Genomic DNA, 15648 nt, shown 5'->3' with positions numbered 1-15648 from the left:
AATGGATGATCTATTTTACTTTGGCACTTAGCTGTATCTGTTCTATTATATTCATACATAACAATCATTCACTTTATGACCGTCCGATTGCCGAAGTTGTCAGCACCACAGTGGAAGAAACATCGGATGTGACGGATATGCATGGTAATAAGGATACGCTGTTTACCCAGAGTATCGTGGCTAAGGTGAAAAATGGGGAAGAGTTAGGTCGGGAAATTCATTTGACCAATGACTATTCCACTTCAGGAGCATATGATCAACAGTATCATATAGGTAATGAATTATTCGTTTCGATTGACTCAGAGATAGGAGAAGAGTTGACGGGTAGTATAACAGACGTAAAGCGTGATAAATATGTCTTGATCGTCGCTTGGTTCTTCGTTTTTACGTTATTGATTGTTGGGCATAAGCAAGGGCTATTAGCGATTGTCAGTTTTTCGATGAATGTGCTGCTATTGTCTTTCGCATTAGACATTTATGTGAAGTATTACGATGTCAGTTTACTGGTTGTTTGCGGGATCTGTATTTTATTGTTCACCGCGATTTCGCTATTGCTTGTTAGTGGTTTTAATGAAAAAACGTATGCAGCGATTGTCGCGACGTTGATTGGAACGGTTGCGTCGATGTCCATTACGTCACTTGTCATCTGGCTCACTTCAGGGAATGGTTTGCGTTATGAGGAAATGCAGTTTTTGACGCGTCCTTATCATACCGTTTTCATGGCGGGGTTATTCATTGGATCGTTAGGAGCCATTATGGATGTGGCGATTACGATGTCTTCTTCGCTGTTTGCTTTATATGAAAGAAATCATGAAATTTCGATCAAAGCGCTGAGAGCGTCTGGAATAGATATTGGGAAAGACGTGATGGGTACGATTACGAGTATTTTATTTTTCGCGTATATTAGTGGTTCGATCCCAATGCTTATTTTATCTTTGAAAAATTCATCTCCGGTAGGGTTTGCTTATTCGATGAATCTGTCGTTGGAGTTAGCACGTGCGTTGGCTGGCGGTATCGGTATTGTGTTGACCATCCCCATTGGTATTTATACAGCGATTTATTTCATTGAGCGAAAGAGGGCGAGTGTATGAATGTATTAATATTACTCGCAGCGATTTTACTTGTCTTGATGGTACTAGTTGGCGGGTGGCAAGGCGCAAAGGCTTTTATCTCGTTGTTTCTGAACTTTGGAGTCATATTTTTCACGGTGTTTTTCATGCTAGATGCTTCCGCTAATCCAATCGTTATTACATTCATCGCCTGTATCGTCATTGGCTGTATTAGTCTATTTTATATTAATGATGTGAATAGCAAGACGGTGATTGCGTTTGTTTCTACAATGATTACGATTAGCCTGTTGTTGTTTTTTATTGTGATCGTTTCGGAAAAGCTAATGATTCATGGATTTGGTGAAGAAGGGGAAGAGGCGATAGCCGGACTTTCTCTTTATATTGGCGTGGATTTCATGAAGATTGGTGTTTCAGTTATTATTATGAGTACAATCGGAGCGATTATGGACGTCGCTATTTCGATCGCTTCTTCTATGCATGAAGTGTTTAAGCATACGCCGACTCTGAGTAAGAAAGAATTGTTCAAATCGGGAGTTAGTATTGGTCGGGATATTTTAGGAACCGATACGAATACGTTGTTCTTTGCTTTTTTTGGAGGGTATTTGGCTCTTCTTATTTGGTTTAAGGATTTACATTATACGATTGGCGATATTATGAATTCGAAAATATTTAGTTCGGAAATGATTTTGATTCTTTGTGCGGGGCTTGGGATTGCTTTAGTTATTCCAATCGCATCGTGGATGAATGCGTATTTTTTGGTGAGAGTGAAGACTGTTAAAAAAGAGCAGTCAGAGAAGTTGTAAGTGATGACTTCTCTGACGCCTTTTTTGTTGTGGCGTTGCTCGACTTATATAGGGTACGGAATATGGAGAAGGTCGGTTTCCTATTACCGCTTCGGCACGTGGGGGATTGCCTCCCGCCAGGAGCCAACAAGCGAAGGGCACGCTAGTTGTCTCCTGGCTTCGGCCGACCCCGCAGTTGTGCCTACGCTTTTTGAGTACAGTGTAGTTCTAGTAGTCTTTGGTACGGGGAAAAACCATTTAGTGTTGGATCGTTGCTCGACTTATTTAGGGGACAGAATATAAAGAAGCTTGGCTTCCTATCATCGCTACGGCACGTGGGGGATTGCCTCCCACAAAGAGCCAGCTAGCAAAGGACGCTAGCCGTCTCTTTGTTTCGGCTGACCCCGCAGTTGTGCCTTCGCTTTTTTAGTACAAGATAGTTTTAGTAGTCTTTGGTACTAAGTAAAATTCACTTTCAGACTTTAAAGTACTATGATACTTACCTTCCCTCACCAAACGAAGGCGCCTTACAAGCGGTAGGCGGAGTGATGAGACAGAGAGGTGCTCTTCCTTTCTGGCTTATTGCGGGAGCCATCCGCCAGCGCCGAAGTGAGTATAGTGATGATCACTTCTTTACATACAGAAGCGGATTAAAGTGTCTAGAACTTACTGAATCCCTTACTAACATCAAAGAGCTATGCCGCTAACTTTCACTTACTAAACGCGGGAGCCATCCGCCAGCGCCGCAGTGGGTACAGTGATGAATTACTTCTTTACATACAGAAGTGGATTGATGTGTCTAGAACTTACTGAATCCCACACTAACTTCAAAATACAATGCCTCTTACTTTTCTTCACCAAACGAAGGTCCCTTACAAGCGGTAGGCGGTGCGATAAGACGGATATGATATTTTATCGAATATCAACACCTACATAGATGTATAATCAGGAACTTTTATACTAACTTTCGTTTAAAATGTACAACTGTTAAAACGACAAATACTAATGTTAGACCCAAAGTAAGGAGATAGGATACAAATACATCTGCGGGTAGTAGGTCGCCAGTCAATAATTGTGGCGGGGCAGTAGCTAGTTCAAGGGGGTTCCATGATTTAGACTGTGGAAAGATAGCTGTGATAAATAACCCAATCATGCCAATAAACGTAACTAATATACCACCATACGGCGTAGCAAAATATGTGTTTCCCCATAACGTAACTGCTATAAGCAATAAACCAAATATATATAAACAACTGGCAGCGAAAAATAGGTGCTGGAGTGTGCTTTGATCCCAATAAAAAGCAGTATAGGCATATGTGATAGTGAAGGATAAAAGAATCGCCAACGTCCAATAGCAAATAGCCATCATATACTTCGTTGTGATCACCGTACTGCGACGCAAACCCTTTGTCAGCAAAATTACGAGCGTACCTTTTTCCAACTCCTTTGACATCATCGTGCTAAACAATAAAATGAAAACAACCAAGCCCATTTGCGGTACATTTTTGTAGAATTGTAACCAAGAGTCAAGTGCAGTTGGCTCAGGTAAGTCCATTATCGTACCAGCGGGCATGAATTGTTCTAGCAAAACAGGCGTGATTTTGGCTGTAAATGGATTGAGGATACCTAAAATTGAGAAAATCACTACGACGAGCAATAGTTTATACGTCTTAACGCTCTCAAACCATTCCTTTTTGAAAAAACCGAACCATTGATTCATCCAAGTACCTCCAATACAAGTTGCTCAAGTAATTTTGTTTGGGGTTGCATCGATTGTACGATAAGTTTTTGTCTAGTCAGCTCTTTCATGAATGTTAAACGTGCGGCATCATCAGGTAAAGTGACGAGTAGTGTATTCGCATCTACTCTCATAGTAAACGGCAGGTTTTGAAGTTGTTCCATCGCCTCAGTGGCAGGAATTGTGAACGTGTAGATGAACTGCCCACTGAATTGCTGCTGTAGATTGATGAGTTCATCTTGGAATATAATAGTCCCTTCATGCAACATCGCGACGTGATCGCAAATTTGTACGGCGTCTGAAACGATATGTGTGGAAAAAAAGACAGTCGTTTCAGTTTTGGCCTTCTGTAATATAGATAAAATTTGGGCACGACCTGCAGGATCCAGAGCGGAAGTTGGCTCATCACAAATTAATAGCTTCGGACGATTGAGCAAAGCCTGGGCAATACCGAGCCGCTGTTTCATGCCTCTTGAAAAGGTGCCGATCAGTGATTTGGTATCAACAAGACCGACCAATTCCAGTAATTCATCAATCCGAGTCATCCGTTCACTTTTAGGCATGTTTGTAATAACTGCACAAAGTTCCAAGTACTGTCTTGCGTGAAAGAATGGATAAAACTCAGGAACGTCAGGTAAATAGCCAACATAGTCGTTTGAACGCGTCTCACCGAATGTCACACATTCACCCGCGATTGAAATGGAACCCGCTGTGAGTGGCAACAAGCCGAGCATGCACTTCATTAGTGTCGTCTTGCCTGATCCATTTGCTCCAACGAATCCAAAAACCGTATGTTCTGGGATGTTGAGGTTAATATCCCGTAGTACTTCGTGTGTTCCGAATTGCTTAGTCACATTATTAATTTGCACGACTATGACGATCACCTCTTCCGAAGACGAAATAAACAAGTGGTCCGATAAACTGAATGAATAATACGATCAGTAGCCACATCACTTGATTGCCAAATCGATAGTATGGGTGGCGAATGACGTGAATGGCTGAGAAAATAGCCAAACCTACTTGTAAAATGATGAGTGGGATCAAGAAGGGTAAGTATTCAAGTAATAAATCCAGGTCGTTATTCATCAACATCTCTCCAAACCAAAATGTAGTCGTTCACGTAACTTTTGCATTTCTTCATCCTGATAAAAGGGTTCAAAGAAGGGGGCATCCATCGACTCTACTATGGATTGTTTAATTATTTTTGTATTACGCAGTGGATTCGTACCTAAATCCAATTGTTCTAGCCAATCCTTCAATAAATTAAAGTATTCATCTCCCCGTAAGGAAAAAGGAAATAAATCATGGATGCATACGTCTACGTATTTTTGTAGGTAGCGATAGAGTAATTCCCGATTCATTGAAAGGGCTGCACATTGTGCTACACCGTAATAAAATTGAAGGCATACATTGGGATGTAATTTCCGCAATGTATATAGCTCAATCATTCCGTTGATTCGATGAATAGTTTCATCAAAAATCCGCGTATCGGATGCTGAAAGGCGCAAATAGAGGGGGCTACTGCCAACGAGCTGAAGGACATTTTGGTACATCATGACTTGAATGACGCGCATTGCCTCTTCTTGTTCCCCCAGTTGTTCAAATGCGGTTGCCAGTAAAATCTCATCCCCGATGTTTGGCTTGATTACACCATCTAATAATTCCAATGTAGTTTTGGGATCCACTTGCATAAGTGCTACCGTTGCTTGTAAGGAGTTGGCCTGACGCAGGACCCAAACATCTTCACTTAGTAGGCGGATGCGGTCAAGCCACTGATTGATCTTCTGTAAGATAGAAGAACTATCTTCACTCAACATATGATGGTTGAGCATCAGAATACTCATCTGTAATAGGAAGGCGGGGTCGTGATAGTATAATTTTATTTGTTCTTTAACCTCAGTAAAGACTAACTCAAACGGTTCTTTACCGAAACGAGAAGCAAATTCATAGTAGCAAATTTGGATTGCTTCTTTGGATAACTGTCGTTCATACCCAAGCAACTCGTCGACAGTCAGCCTAAAATACGAAGCGATTTTTGGCAATAGGGTGATATCGGGATAGCTTAGTCCTTTTTCCCATTTCGACACGGAAGCTTTGGATACCTGACAGTAAGTGGCGAGCGTATCCTGTGTAATTTGAAGACGTTTTCGTTCTTGTAAAATGATAGAACCTATCCGTAACATGACCTCACACCTTTCTCTATTAAGTATAAGATTAAAAGGAGGTTGATTCAATCAACTGTTGGGTGATTTAAAATGTAGGAAGTCAACTAATAAGCGATAAAAATGAGTGGAATGTATGAGAAAGAGAGTGTGTGCAAATACAATAGAAAGATATGGGTAGAGAAGTTTCTATAAAGATACAAAAAAGCCGGTCCATGAAAGACCGGCTTCTCCTCACACACTCACTGATGTGAAAGGTTCTAAAATATTCTTTTTTGGTTTTGCTTGAAATTGTAGAACTTTCTCTGTCGGATCGTATGAATCTCCATAGAAATCTTGGTCTTTGTAGGTATGAATTTCTTCGTAGGTGGTTTTCATCGCGTTGAATACTTCTTTTTCATCCGCTTTGGCAGGTGCTGGAGGTGCCCAGTATAGAATTTCGAGGATTGTTTGTTCACCGGTGGCTAATGAACGACGACTATAACCGATTTTCTGTGCATGAGTAAAGTCTTCTCTTGCATAGAACTTTAGTCGTTTGCCGGTATCAGGTTCTGCTTCATCTACTGGTTCAACTTCCAGTAAAATCGGTTTGTTCTTGGTCTTCAACGAATCCAGCAGTTTTTTTCCTAGTCCTTCACCGCGTGCGGCTGAAGATACGAAAAGATAATCTACGAACACGAAGTCCTCCGTTTCCACGTACATTAATACGTGCTTTGGTCCTTCTTCCTTGTAATAGACATTGCCTTTGTCATTCAATAATGTCTCCATATGTTCCTTTGACTTCATCTCTTCGATTGGAAAATACTCTTTCAATTTGTTGTACCAATGCATTTGTTAAATTCTCCTCCATAGGTAATTCGGTGTACCTGGAGCTTTTTGTTTGGGATCAAACAGTTTGAGGAAAAAAGAGGTCAGAAAAAAATCCTCATATCTAGTATACACTCTTTCTAAAGAAAGTGAACCAAAAAAATAATAAATTTTTAATTTTTTAATTACTACATAAGAAAAACGACGATAGAATGTAATCCATCGTCGCTTCTTAAAACCCTTTACTTGCGGCTCCTGTTGGCTGGATATGCTCCGTTTTTCTTCTTTTCATTCATAAAAGTTTTTACGACAGGATACAACACCATACCCCATTTTATTACCTTTTTCATTACTTTTAACATAATTTAAACTTCCTTTCTTCGTGCAGTAGTTATAAGTAAATTCCCCTGTTTACTTACTGTCTAAACTTCTTACTCAAGAGAACTAGGCACGGTTTTTTTATGTTCAATTTCCGTAAAGAGATTCACTTGTTCTGGAACTGGTAATGGTTTTTGTTCAAAATTATTTTCCAGTTGTAGTTGCTCGCTTATTTTCTTTAATGTCAGTTGGATTCGGTCAATGTCCTCTTTAGTAGCAAATTGCTTACGGTCTATTAATAAAAATCCCAACTGTCCGCTTATTTCGATGGTTGCATATTTGACATCATCTATATTCGCAATTCCGCTTTGCCGTAGATGCATTTCTATTTCGTCTACTGTTAAACGAAGCTTTTTCATATTGTCTTTCTTCAGCACCCCATTTTCGATGACGACTACTGATCTTCCGCGTACAAGACCTTCGAAGAAATCCCACTTCAAAGCGACTATTTCAAATAAAATTAAAGTTAATACGAGGACTAGGGAGAGTAAAAGAGTCTGCCAAATATTTTTACTCGCTACCGGTTGAATCAGCAACGTACCGACAGCAATCATTAAGACGGTTTGTCCAACAGTCATTTGAGAAATTGATTTACGCCCTGAAATATGTAATAGCACAATGCCTGCTCCAATAATTAACACCGCTTGCCAAATTGAATTGAAATCCATGAGTTTTCACCGCCACTTCAAATGTTTCCCTATAGCATGAGGTCATTCCTAGCTATTATGCATGAAAAGTATAAATCCTTAATTAGGGAACGTTCGTATATTAACAAAGGAGTGATTGATTTGCCTCAAGATATTCAAGAAAGGCAATATAACTTACAAGAAAAGCGATTGAAGCACCGTCGTTTAATAAAACGCTTAGAGCAGACGAGTCAAAAACTAATCGCGATGAAGCTAGAGCGCGATCGTCTTCATCAGGCGTTGACGAAAGAACAGCAAGATGTTGTGAAGCTCGGAAAATTTTCATTTGCTAAGAAGATTAGTGAATGGACCGGCACATGGGATGAAAAGATGAAGAAGGATATAGAGGAAGCGGCCGAAGCTGAGTTGATAATATTTTCTCTAATTGGATGGTTCATACGCGCATTACAGATGTCAAAAAGAAGCTACACGCAATTATGCAAGATGTCCGTCGTATACAGGATCAACTAGCTAGAAAACGTGCAGCTTCTGAAGAAGAAATCCGGCGACTTGATCAGCAACAAGATGATATTGTCAAGTCGTAACGTAACTTAAATTCTTGTCAGTGTCTTGCCTAAATAGCCGAAAAGAACGGTCAAGATAGGACTCAATAGACAAAAGAATGCGAATGGTAAATAAGCAATTGTCGGCACGTCAAGCACAGTCGTAATGAAGATCCCCGCCACACTCCAAGGTACGAGTGGATTAATAACAGTTCCTGCATCTTCCATTACACGACTCAAGTTTTTATTGGCTAGGCCGACTTTTTCATAACTTGATTGGAATGCTTGACCTGTCAAAAGAATAGACAGGTACTGCTCGCCAATTAGTACGTTAATACCGATTGCAGTAAGGGCAGACGTTAAAATGACAGACGATACTTTGCGCAATAAACTTTCGATTTTAGCAAGTAAGCATTGAACGATACCAAGTGTAAACAGCATGCCACCCATACTGAGTGCCAGTAACACAAGTGCTATCGTGAACATCATGCCTTCCATACCGTCACCGCGCGACAATAACGCATCGACAGCCTCTACACCAGTTGAACCTGTATAGCCGCTGAATAGAATTTTTAGTACGTCAGAAATGCTGTAAAATGTATGAATATAAGCAATCATAATAGCGGATACTGCACTGACGGCAAGTGTCAAAATCGCAGGTGCTTTAACGAACGTCAAAATAATTAGAATGACAACTGGAACTAGTGTATACCAATGGATTAAATTTGTTCCAAGTAGGGCAGTAGTAAATGTCTCTACCGTATCTAAATTATTTGTTGTCACGCTAGGAGACAAGGCTCCGAAGAGTATGAGCGAGATAAAGAACGCTGGAATCGTCGTCCAGCCCATATTGCGTATATGTTCAAACAAATCCACACCGACAATTGATGAAGCTAAGTTAGTCGTGTCGGATAAAGGAGACATCTTATCCCCAAAAAATGCACCAGACACGATGGCACCTGCCGCAAGTGGCAATGAGAGTTCAAGTATATGCGCCATACTGATGAATGCTACACCGATTGTCGCCACGGTTGTTAATGAACTACCGACTGCTAAACCGATAATTGCGGTTACGATAAAGACAATTGCATAGAAGAAGGCCGGTGTAATCAATTGAAGCCCTGCATAAATGATTGTCGGAATCGTACCGCTCATCATCCAACTACTTACAAGTATTCCGATAAAGAAAAACAGGAAAACTCCACTCATTCCTGCGCTTGCTCCATCAACCAATCCTCTTTCTAGCTCTTTATACGCGAGCTTTTTCCATAAACCATAGCCAAATAGTAATAAAATCGCGAATAAAATCGGTACATGTGGGACTGAATCAAATTTTACAATGCTGACACTGATCATAGCGACAATTAGTGTGGTCAAAAGCACGGAAGCTTTGACAGTAGGTGTATGAATTGCCTTTATGGGAAACATGTGAACGACCTCCTATGATTAGAACGTAAAGAACTCCTATCATCCCAAAATTGCAGGGACGAAGGAGTTCAACGTTCAGTCTCTTTTTGCTACTGCAAATAATTTCACTGAAGACTATGCTTCATCATATATGATGTACCTATTATATACGTAAAGATATACCGTGACGAATTTTATCATTTTCGGTAGATAAGTCAATAGATGAACCGATCAAGGATAAATAACTACATAGGTTTTCCGTTAATTATTTGAATGGAGTTATTTCCTGCGTGGAAAGGATAAAACGTAGTGTAACTATATAAAATAGAAAGAAATGTGTTTTCATCATAACGAGTACGATCGCAAAAACCAAATATGGATTTAACGTATTATTTAGTATCCTTCATGCATTGTTAGATCCTATACTAAAATAAAAGACTAAATTCATGCTGAAAAGTTTCAACTTATCAGTTAATTCTGTATAATGGAATAACCTGTGTGGCAATACATAGCTATTGACAGAGGCGCAACTATCTTTTATGATTCATATCACAAATATGTATAAGAATAGTGGGGTTTATAAAATGAAGAAAACTTTATTATCATTTCTAGTAGTTTTATTAGCGGCTGTACTGGTTGCATGCGGTTCGAAAGGTGAAGATAAGACAAGCGACTCCACTGATAAATCGGATGAAACATCAGGTGAGTCAACGGATACTAACGGTCTGTTTGATAAAGTAGTAGAAAAAGGCGTATTGAATGTAGGAACAGAAGGAACATATGCACCATTCTCTTTTCATGATAAATCGGGAAAGTTAACAGGTTATGATGTGGAAGTGACGCAAGAAGTTGCAAAACGTTTAGGCGTTGAAGCGAAGTTTTTTGAAACACAGTGGGATGCAATTTTTGCGGGTCTAGATGCAAAACGCTTCGACATGATTGCCAACCAAGTAGGTATAAATGATGAGCGTAAAGTGAAATATGAATTTTCAAAACCGTATACACGGTCTAATTCTGTGTTAGTCATCAGAGCAGGAGAAGACATCGCATTTGATGGAATGGAAGGCAAAAAAGCAGCACAGACATTGACGAGTAACTATGGCGAACTTGCACAGTCAAATGGGGCGGAAATCATTAAGATTGATGGTTTCAACCAGGCAGTTGATTTAGTAATCGCCAAGCGTGCGGATGGAACGTATAATGATAAACTTTCGGTACTTGATTATATGAAACAAAAACCGGATGCACCGATTCAAATTGTGGAGCAGGAAAATGTTTCAGAAGAGAATAAATCAGAAAATGCATTTCTATTCAGACAAGGCAATTCGGATTTGGTAGATGAAGTAAACAAGGCATTAGATGCGATGCGTGAAGACGGTACGTTACAAAAGATCTCCGAAAAATGGTTCGGTGATGATGTATCTTAACAGTATCGCCTTAAGCCCTGAACGGATACAGAGACTTCAAGAAATCGCATCGACATCTATCGGGCCATTAATCGAAGGTGCTATCAAGTTTACAATCCCTTTGGCGATTATCGCTTTTATCATAGGGTTGACAATTGCTATTTTCACAGCCCTTGCAAGAATCTCATCCAGTAAAGTATTACGTGGAATTGCCCGTGTGTATGTTTCCATCATTCGTGGAACACCATTACTCGTTCAATTATTTATTATTTTCTATGGTCTACCAACAATTGGTATCGTCATTGATCCTTTTCCCTCAGCGGTTATTGGATTTTCATTGAACGTAGGGGCCTATGCTTCTGAAATTATTCGGGCTGCGATTTTATCCATTCCAAAAGGACAATGGGAAGCAGCTTATTCTATCGGTATGAATTACTCTCAGGCATTACGTAAAATTGTTTTACCACAAGCAGCGAGAGTTTCGGTTCCTCCTCTTTCAAACTCTTTTATTGGATTAGTGAAGGATACGTCATTAGCTGCAACAATTTTGGTGGCAGAGACGTTCAGAAGAGCACAAGAAATCGCGTCGATGAACTATGAGTTTTTATTCGTCTACACGATGGCAGCACTTGTCTATTGGGTGATCTGTTTCATCCTATCCATTATCCAAGGTAGAGTGGAAAAACGCCTGGATCGGTCTGTTGGTAAGGGAGGAATTTCATGATTACGATAGAAGGACTGCAAAAGTCATTTGGGTCATTAGAAGTTATTAAAAATGTGGACTTGGAAATCGGGCAAGGAAAAGTAGTTGTCATTATCGGACCATCCGGCTCGGGTAAATCTACGTTGTTACGCTGTCTCAATGTACTTGAAACTCCGAATGCCGGCAAGATCTTGATTGATGGTAAACAGCTTGATTTCAACAAGTCAGTATCCAAAAAATCAATTAGTACATTCCGCCGTCTAACGGGAATGGTGTTCCAAAGTTATAATCTCTTCCCGCACTTAACCGCGACAGGAAATGTCACGGAAGGGTTGAAGACGGTAAAGGGCGTTTCTAAGGAGGATGCGCAACATAAAGCGGATCAATTACTCGATAAAGTCGGTTTGACCGCCCATAAAGATAAGTATCCGTATCAGCTATCAGGAGGTCAACAACAACGGGTAGCTATTGCACGTGCGCTTGCAATGGATCCGAAAGTGATGTTGTTTGATGAACCTACATCAGCGCTTGATCCAGAACTAGTCAATGAAGTGTTGCATGTTATGAAGGATTTAGCGCATGAAGGTATGACGATGGCTGTGGTGACGCATGAGATGAAGTTCGCGCGGGAAGTGGCGGATGAAGTGATTTTCATCGATGGTGGTGTCATTGTAGAGAGAGGTGCACCTTCACAAATTTTCACTAATCCACAACATGAACGTACGAAGAAGTTTTTTAGTTTATTACAGTGAATTTGAAAAAACCGCTTGAGAATCTTTTGATGCCAAGCGGTTTTTCATATTTCCAGTGGTGGATGCCATCGATAGATATCGAGTGGTATTTTTCCTTTATCGTCAAACTGGATACCTTCTGATTCGAGTCGTTGTCGTTGCGTATCTCCTTTAGCTTCTGCTTTTTCAGGAGTGGAGATGCCGCCTTGTGCATTGATAATTCGATGCCACGGTAAGTCGTATTTTTTGCTCATGGAATGTAGGACACGGACGACTTGTCTGGCACCGCGTGGATTACCGGCTTCTGATGCGACCTGTCCGTATGTCATAACGTGGCCTGCCGGGATTTGCTGGATGATTGCCACTGCTTTTTCTGTAAATGTTTGCATAAGTCATCCTCCTTTAGTTAAAAGCGTAGCATAGAATCTACAGCATGTCACATAGTTAAGGTACGTATTTCGTAAGCTAGATATGCTGTCATTTTACAACAGATAGAAAGGAGAATGATTATGTACTCCCCTACACTAGAATTTGCAAAAACACTTGATCAACAGGATGAACTGGCTTCCTATCGTAAGGAATTTTACTTACCAGAAGAGAAAATTTATATGGATGGTAATTCGCTTGGTTTATTATCGCGACGTGCAGAAAAAACATTACTTGAACTGCTTGATTCATGGAAGGCTCTTGGAATTGACGGTTGGACGGAAGGTATACATCCGTGGTTTTATCTGGCGGAGCAGCTTGGCGAACGAATGGCACCGTTAGTAGGTGGAAAGAAATCTGAAGTCATAGCGACCGGTTCCACGACAACGAATTTGCATCAACTCGTTTCGACGTTTTATCGACCAGTAGGTACGCGGACAAAAGTCTTAGCAGATGAATTGAATTTCCCGTCCGATATTTATGCATTGCAAAGTCAGATCCGCTTACGAGGTCTCAATCCAGAGGAACATCTGATTCGCGTGAAGAGTGACGACGGATTGACTCTTGATGAAAATCGTATTATCGAATCAATGACGGATGAAGTAGCGCTAATTGTCTTGCCGTCGGTGTTATACCGTAGTGGACAGGTGCTAAATATGAAGGTGCTTACAAAAGCGGCGAATGATAAAGGTATTACTATCGGGTTTGATCTCTCACATTCGGTTGGTTCGATACCACACGCGTTACATGAATGGGGAACGGACTTCGCGTTTTGGTGTACGTATAAGCACCTGAACGGCGGTCCGGGTTCTGTCGGTGGATTATTCATTAATGAGCGTCATTTTGGTAAAGAAGCGGGTCTAGCCGGTTGGTTCGGCTCTGATAAAACGAAGCAATTCGATATGGAACATACGATGACTGCGGCTAGTGACGCAGGAGCGTATCAAATAGGTACACCGCATGTACTCAATCTTGCACCTTTAATCGGTTCCCTTGAAATGTTTGAGGAGCTTGGAATGGAGAAGATTCGGGAGAAGTCTTTGACGCTGACAAGTTATATGTTGGATTGTATAAAGACAGAGCTAAGTGACTTTTCATTCAGTATTGGTAATCCTCTAGATTCTAGTCGTGGGGGACATCTTTTATTGCTGCATGAGGAAGCTGCGAGAATCTGTAAAGCCTTAAAGGCGGAAGGTATAATTCCAGATTTCCGAGCACCCAATGGTATTCGTTTAGCTCCCGTTGCGCTTTATAATTCATTTGAAGACGTATGGCAAACAGTGCAGATTTTAAAGCGAATCATGAAAGATGAGACATATAAGCAGTATCCGAATCAACGAGGTGTCGTGGCATGACAAATGAATGGATAGATATTACGCAACCGCTTAATAAGCAAATTGCAGAATGGCCGGGAGATACGCCATTTTCCTATGAGGTGGCAGTGTCTAAAGAGCAATCGGGTTCAGTCAATATTGGAAAGCTAACGATGAGCACACATATCGGGACACATACAGATGCACCATTTCATTATGACGATGATGGATTACGAATCTTAGATTTGCCGATAGATCTTTACATCGGGCGTGCTTGTCTGATTGATGTAACAGGCGTGGACTGTGTGACGCGCGCACATTTGGAGAATATAGATTTTGAAGGGGCTGAACGGGTTCTATTGAAAACAAGTAGCCATCCAACATCAAGGGAATTTCCCAGGAACTTTACTGTAATCGGTGAAGATGTTGGACCTTTATTGAAGGAGCGAGGTGTTCGTTTGATTGGTGTCGATACGCCTTCTGTTGATTCGGAAAACAGTAAAGAATTAGTAGCCCATCATTCGCTCTATCGCAATGACGTCATCATCATTGAGAACCTAGTGTTAGACTCATTGGAAGTAGGACACTATGAACTTATTGCGTTGCCTCTTGCGTTAGAGGACGCGGATGGTAGTCCAGTGCGCGCGGTAGTTAGAAGGTGTCAATCATGACAGAAAAGGGGATTCATACAGATTTTCGTGAGTCGATGACCTATGGCGAATATTTAAATTTAGATAAAGTGTTATCGAGTCAAGAGCGATTATCTGGCCACCATGACGAAATGTTGTTCATCATCATTCATCAAGTAAGCGAACTATGGATGAAATTAATTTTGCATGAGCTTGAAACCGCAATTGAATCAATTCAACAAGATGAATTGCCGGAAGCGTTCAAAATGCTTGCGCGTGTGTCAAAAGTTCAGTCACAAATTATTCAAGCCTGGGATGTGCTCGCTACATTGACACCTGCTGAGTATATGGAATTCCGCAATAGCTTGGGGCGTGCCTCTGGTTTCCAATCCTATCAAAATCGCTTAATTGAGTTCGCACTTGGCTATAAGCAACCGCAGATCATTACAATTTATGAGAAAGACCCACAACTTTCTAAGACATTAGAAAAGGCCTATCATGCACCTGGTATTTACGATGTAGCAATCCAAGCGCTGGCGCGTGCTAGTTTCCCGATCAATCCCAAGTTGCTTGAACGTGACTTTTCCGTCACGTATACGGGTGATCCTACCGTAGCGGATGCCTGGCTGACGGTATACCGCGACGTTGATCAATACTGGGATCTTTATCAATTAGCAGAGAAGCTAGTCGACATCGAAGACAGCCATCAGCAATGGAGATTTCGCCATATGAAAACAGTGGAGCGTATTATTGGATTCAAAAAAGGGACGGGTGGGTCGTCAGGAGTGAACTATTTAAAATCGGTACTTGATCATCGGTTTTTTCCAGAACTATGGAATATTCGAACTGAAATTTGACAAACTAACTAGCTAAATATTATGATATAGTTCAAATAATCAGAAAATGA

General features: G+C 40.8%; 18 protein-coding genes. 10 read left to right on the top strand and 8 right to left on the bottom strand.

Annotated features, from left to right (window positions below):
* Positions 1-5: 5 nt before the first annotated feature.
* The 3 genes from CSV79_RS07860 to CSV79_RS16780 all read left to right on the top strand — a co-directional run bounded on the left by CSV79_RS07860 (position 6) and on the right by CSV79_RS16780 (position 2559).
* Positions 6-1091: a YibE/F family protein gene (locus tag CSV79_RS07860; RefSeq protein ID WP_233201403.1), complete on the top strand. Its 1086-nt coding sequence runs from the start codon at positions 6-8 to the stop codon at positions 1089-1091.
* Positions 1088-1873, top strand: coding sequence for a YibE/F family protein (locus tag CSV79_RS07855; RefSeq protein ID WP_099688491.1), 786 nt, complete (start codon positions 1088-1090; stop codon positions 1871-1873). Before CSV79_RS07860 ends, CSV79_RS07855 begins: the two co-directional genes overlap by 4 nt.
* Positions 1874-2400: 527 nt before the next feature.
* Entirely contained in the window at positions 2401-2559 is a 159-nt protein-coding gene (locus tag CSV79_RS16780) for a hypothetical protein (protein ID WP_158232493.1), read from the top strand.
* Between the two features lie 248 nt (positions 2560-2807).
* On the opposite strand, the gene CSV79_RS07850 is transcribed toward CSV79_RS16780, so the two are convergent.
* From CSV79_RS07850 to CSV79_RS07825, 6 genes are all read right to left on the bottom strand, one after another.
* Positions 2808-3572: an ABC transporter permease gene (locus tag CSV79_RS07850; protein ID WP_099688490.1), complete on the bottom strand. Its 765-nt coding sequence runs from the start codon at positions 3570-3572 to the stop codon at positions 2808-2810.
* Entirely contained in the window at positions 3569-4459 is an 891-nt protein-coding gene (locus tag CSV79_RS07845) for an ABC transporter ATP-binding protein (protein ID WP_233201400.1), read from the bottom strand. Before CSV79_RS07845 ends, CSV79_RS07850 begins: the two co-directional genes overlap by 4 nt.
* The gene (locus tag CSV79_RS07840; RefSeq protein WP_099688489.1) at positions 4449-4676 is read right to left on the bottom strand and encodes a PLDc N-terminal domain-containing protein; all 228 of its coding nucleotides are present in this window, start codon (positions 4674-4676) and stop codon (positions 4449-4451) included. Before CSV79_RS07840 ends, CSV79_RS07845 begins: the two co-directional genes overlap by 11 nt.
* Positions 4676-5773 carry a helix-turn-helix domain-containing protein gene (locus CSV79_RS07835; RefSeq protein ID WP_099688488.1) on the bottom strand — a complete coding sequence of 366 codons (1098 nt, stop codon included), beginning with the start codon at positions 5771-5773 and terminating at the stop codon, positions 4676-4678. The genes CSV79_RS07840 and CSV79_RS07835 overlap by 1 nt, the downstream gene beginning before the upstream one ends.
* Positions 5774-5986: 213 nt before the next feature.
* Entirely contained in the window at positions 5987-6583 is a 597-nt protein-coding gene (locus tag CSV79_RS07830; protein ID WP_099688487.1) for an N-acetyltransferase, read from the bottom strand.
* 407 nt (positions 6584-6990) lie between these two features.
* The gene (locus CSV79_RS07825) at positions 6991-7605 is read right to left on the bottom strand and encodes a DUF421 domain-containing protein (protein ID WP_099688486.1); all 615 of its coding nucleotides are present in this window, start codon (positions 7603-7605) and stop codon (positions 6991-6993) included.
* Between the two features lie 120 nt (positions 7606-7725).
* On the opposite strand from CSV79_RS07825, the gene CSV79_RS07820 reads away from it, so the two are divergent.
* On the top strand, positions 7726-8094 hold the full coding sequence (locus CSV79_RS07820) for a hypothetical protein (protein WP_099688485.1): 369 nt from the start codon (positions 7726-7728) through the stop codon (positions 8092-8094).
* 80 nt (positions 8095-8174) lie between these two features.
* Here CSV79_RS07820 and nhaC read toward each other — a convergent pair whose 3' ends face one another.
* A complete protein-coding gene (nhaC, locus tag CSV79_RS07815; protein WP_099688484.1) occupies positions 8175-9554 on the bottom strand; it encodes a Na+/H+ antiporter NhaC in 1380 nt (459 codons plus the stop codon).
* Between the two features lie 563 nt (positions 9555-10117).
* On the opposite strand from nhaC, the gene CSV79_RS07810 reads away from it, so the two are divergent.
* From CSV79_RS07810 to CSV79_RS07800, 3 genes are read left to right on the top strand one after another with little or no spacing between them, the layout of a single operon-like run.
* Positions 10118-10960: an amino acid ABC transporter substrate-binding protein gene (locus CSV79_RS07810; protein WP_099688483.1), complete on the top strand. Its 843-nt coding sequence runs from the start codon at positions 10118-10120 to the stop codon at positions 10958-10960.
* Entirely contained in the window at positions 10950-11663 is a 714-nt protein-coding gene (locus tag CSV79_RS07805) for an amino acid ABC transporter permease (RefSeq protein WP_099688517.1), read from the top strand. The genes CSV79_RS07810 and CSV79_RS07805 overlap by 11 nt, the downstream gene beginning before the upstream one ends.
* Positions 11660-12394, top strand: a complete 735-nt coding sequence (locus tag CSV79_RS07800; RefSeq protein ID WP_099688482.1) for an amino acid ABC transporter ATP-binding protein — start codon at positions 11660-11662, stop codon at positions 12392-12394. Before CSV79_RS07805 ends, CSV79_RS07800 begins: the two co-directional genes overlap by 4 nt.
* Before the next feature lie 44 nt (positions 12395-12438).
* Here the strand turns inward: CSV79_RS07800 and CSV79_RS07795 are convergent, their stop codons facing one another.
* Positions 12439-12762, bottom strand: coding sequence for an MGMT family protein (locus CSV79_RS07795; RefSeq protein WP_099688481.1), 324 nt, complete (start codon positions 12760-12762; stop codon positions 12439-12441).
* 114 nt (positions 12763-12876) lie between these two features.
* On the opposite strand from CSV79_RS07795, the gene kynU reads away from it, so the two are divergent.
* Genes kynU through kynA form a run of 3 tightly spaced genes read left to right on the top strand, consistent with a single transcriptional unit; the run spans position 12877 to position 15598 of the window.
* On the top strand, positions 12877-14154 hold the full coding sequence (gene kynU / locus CSV79_RS07790) for a kynureninase (protein ID WP_369824936.1): 1278 nt from the start codon (positions 12877-12879) through the stop codon (positions 14152-14154).
* Positions 14151-14783: an arylformamidase gene (gene kynB, locus CSV79_RS07785; RefSeq protein WP_099688479.1), complete on the top strand. Its 633-nt coding sequence runs from the start codon at positions 14151-14153 to the stop codon at positions 14781-14783. The genes kynU and kynB overlap by 4 nt, the downstream gene beginning before the upstream one ends.
* The gene (kynA, locus tag CSV79_RS07780; RefSeq protein ID WP_099688478.1) at positions 14780-15598 is read left to right on the top strand and encodes a tryptophan 2,3-dioxygenase; all 819 of its coding nucleotides are present in this window, start codon (positions 14780-14782) and stop codon (positions 15596-15598) included. Before kynB ends, kynA begins: the two co-directional genes overlap by 4 nt.
* Positions 15599-15648 lie beyond the last annotated feature (50 nt).

It is taken from the genome of Sporosarcina sp. P13 (genome assembly GCF_002743055.1).
GTDB lineage: Bacteria > Bacillota > Bacilli > Bacillales_A > Planococcaceae > Sporosarcina.
Note: the sequence above shows the minus strand (reverse complement) of the source record. Positions and strands in the feature narration are given on the sequence as shown.

What these genes read in the sequence shown, in the direction of transcription:
- CSV79_RS07825 (WP_099688486.1), bottom strand. Translation starts at nt 7,605, where the DNA reads ATGGATTTCAATTCAATTTGGCAAGCGGTGTTAATTATTGGAGCAGGC.
- CSV79_RS07840 (WP_099688489.1), bottom strand. Translation starts at nt 4,676, where the DNA reads ATGAATAACGACCTGGATTTATTACTTGAATACTTACCCTTCTTGATC.
- kynU (WP_369824936.1), top strand. Translation starts at nt 12,877, where the DNA reads ATGATTATGTACTCCCCTACACTAGAATTTGCAAAAACACTTGATCAA.
- CSV79_RS07800 (WP_099688482.1), top strand. Translation starts at nt 11,660, where the DNA reads ATGATTACGATAGAAGGACTGCAAAAGTCATTTGGGTCATTAGAAGTT.
- kynA (WP_099688478.1), top strand. Translation starts at nt 14,780, where the DNA reads ATGACAGAAAAGGGGATTCATACAGATTTTCGTGAGTCGATGACCTAT.
- CSV79_RS16780 (WP_158232493.1), top strand. Translation starts at nt 2,401, where the DNA reads ATGAGACAGAGAGGTGCTCTTCCTTTCTGGCTTATTGCGGGAGCCATC.
- CSV79_RS07835 (WP_099688488.1), bottom strand. Translation starts at nt 5,773, where the DNA reads ATGTTACGGATAGGTTCTATCATTTTACAAGAACGAAAACGTCTTCAA.
- CSV79_RS07855 (WP_099688491.1), top strand. Translation starts at nt 1,088, where the DNA reads ATGAATGTATTAATATTACTCGCAGCGATTTTACTTGTCTTGATGGTA.
- CSV79_RS07805 (WP_099688517.1), top strand. Translation starts at nt 10,950, where the DNA reads ATGTATCTTAACAGTATCGCCTTAAGCCCTGAACGGATACAGAGACTT.
- CSV79_RS07860 (WP_233201403.1), top strand. Translation starts at nt 6, where the DNA reads ATGATCTATTTTACTTTGGCACTTAGCTGTATCTGTTCTATTATATTC.
- CSV79_RS07850 (WP_099688490.1), bottom strand. Translation starts at nt 3,572, where the DNA reads ATGAATCAATGGTTCGGTTTTTTCAAAAAGGAATGGTTTGAGAGCGTT.
- CSV79_RS07810 (WP_099688483.1), top strand. Translation starts at nt 10,118, where the DNA reads ATGAAGAAAACTTTATTATCATTTCTAGTAGTTTTATTAGCGGCTGTA.
- kynB (WP_099688479.1), top strand. Translation starts at nt 14,151, where the DNA reads ATGACAAATGAATGGATAGATATTACGCAACCGCTTAATAAGCAAATT.
- nhaC (WP_099688484.1), bottom strand. Translation starts at nt 9,554, where the DNA reads ATGTTTCCCATAAAGGCAATTCATACACCTACTGTCAAAGCTTCCGTG.
- CSV79_RS07795 (WP_099688481.1), bottom strand. Translation starts at nt 12,762, where the DNA reads ATGCAAACATTTACAGAAAAAGCAGTGGCAATCATCCAGCAAATCCCG.
- CSV79_RS07830 (WP_099688487.1), bottom strand. Translation starts at nt 6,583, where the DNA reads ATGCATTGGTACAACAAATTGAAAGAGTATTTTCCAATCGAAGAGATG.